Source organism: Amycolatopsis sp. NPDC051106, assembly GCF_040682775.1.
Taxonomy (GTDB): domain Bacteria; phylum Actinomycetota; class Actinomycetes; order Mycobacteriales; family Pseudonocardiaceae; genus Amycolatopsis.
Genome location: NZ_JBFBBQ010000202.1, coordinates 1 through 1,942, shown reverse-complemented (window position 1 = coordinate 1,942; position 1,942 = coordinate 1). Strand labels below are relative to the sequence as shown.

Below are 1,942 nucleotides of genomic sequence, written 5' to 3'. Positions count from 1 at the left end.
CCACCCGAACTCGGCGAACTCGCCCCACTACGCGGCTACGACGACGAAGAAGTCCTCACCGAACTCGCCTCCCGCTTCGCCCAGCAGGAATACCAACCCGGCGACGCCCTGGTCGAATTCGGCTCCCCAGCCGACCAGGTGTTCCTCATCGCCCACGGCAAGATCACCAAAGTCGGCACCGGCGCCTACGGCGACCAAACCGTCCTCGGCACCCTGGCCGACGGCGACTACTTCGGCGAAACCGCCCTCATCCGCGACGACGGCATCTGGGAATTCACCGCCAAAGCCGTCACCACCTGCACCGTCCTGTCCCTGCCCCGGCAGATATTCGAAGACGTCCTGTCCCGTTCGGAGACCCTGCAGGCCCACCTGGACGCGTTCACCGCCGTCGGCTCCACCGCCCGCAACGACCACGGCGAAGCCGAAATCTCCCTCGCCTCCGGCCACGACGGCGAACCGATGCTGCCCGGCACGTTCGTCGACTACGACGCCCAACCCCGCGAATACGAACTGTCCGTCGCCCAGACCGTGCTACGGATCCACTCCCGCGTGGCGGATCTCTACAACCAGCCGATGAACCAGATCGAGCAGCAGCTACGGCTGACCGTGGAGGCACTGCGGGAACGCCAGGAACACGAACTGATCAACAACACCGACTTCGGGCTCCTGCACAACGCCGACTTCGCCCAGCGCATCCCCACCCGCACCGGCCCACCCACCCCCGACGACCTGGATGAACTGCTCGCCCTGGTCTGGAAGGACCCCGGGTTCTTCCTGGCCCACCCCAAGACCATCGCCGCGTTCGGCCGGGAATGCACCAAGGCCGGTGTCTACCCCGACGCGGTGGACTTCGGCGGCCACCACGTCCCCGCCTGGCGCGGCGTCCCGATCCTGCCCTGCAACAAGATCCCCGTGACCGAAACCCGGACCAGCTCGATCCTGCTGATGCGCACCGGGGAACAGGCCCAGGGCGTGGTCGGGCTGCACCAGACCGGACTGCCGGATGAGTACCAGCCGGGGCTGAACGTGCGGTTCATGGGCGTCTCCGAACAGGCCATCATCTCCTACCTGGTGTCGGCGTACTACTCGGCCGCGGTGCTGGTGCCCGACGCGCTGGCCGTGCTGGAAGCCGCCGAACTCGGCCGGGAAGGCTGAGCACCGTGACGGTGACCGGGGAAACGACGTCCGTGCAGCTTTCGCTGAGCGTCACCGCCGCGCGGACGTTGACCACGACCACCAAGACCCTGCCGCAGATGCGCGGCATCACCACCCGCTGGCTGCTCTCCCAACTCCCCTGGGTCGACGTCCCAGCCGGCAGCTACCGCGTCAACCGCCGCCTCACCTACACCCTCGGCGACGGCAAAGTCTCCTTCTACACCACCGGCGCCCGCGTCCACGTCGTCCCCGCCGAACTCACCGAACTCGAACTCCTCCGCGGCTTCAACGACGAACAAGCATTGAGCGCCCTCGCCGAAGCCTTCGAACAACGCGAATACGAACCCGGCACCACCATCACCACGGCCGGCACCCCCCTCGACACCCTCATCCTCATCGCCCACGGCAAAATCACCCAGCACGGCCGCGGCGAATACGGCGACGAAACCCACCTCGCCACCGCCACCGACGGCGACCACCTCGGCGCCGAACTCCTCGCCCACGACGACACCACCTGGACCTTCACCGCCCGCGCCGCCACCCGCGTCATCGCCCTCGTCCTGCCCGCAAACGCCTACGCCCGGCTCAACGGCCGATCCGAGCCCCTGCGCGCCCACGTCACCGAAGCCCTCAACCGGCCACGGAAACCCCAGAACAAAGCCGGCGAAGCCAGCATCGACCTGGCCGCCGGACACGACGGCGAACCGCTGTTGTCGGGCACCTACGTCGACTACGACCCCTCACCCCGCGAATACGACCTCGCCGTCGCCCAAACCGTCCTACGCGT

2 protein-coding genes are annotated in these 1,942 nt (G+C 67.8%); both read left to right on the top strand.

The annotated features are described in order from the left end of the window. Positions 1-1,155 (top strand): family 2B encapsulin nanocompartment shell protein (locus AB0M83_RS48535; protein WP_364529634.1); only part of this gene is annotated, 1,155 nt, incomplete at its 5' end. Positions 1,156-1,160: 5 nt separating this feature from the next. Continuing rightward, the coding region (locus AB0M83_RS48530) for a cyclic nucleotide-binding domain-containing protein (RefSeq protein ID WP_364529631.1) at positions 1,161-1,942 on the top strand (782 nt) is incomplete at its 3' end.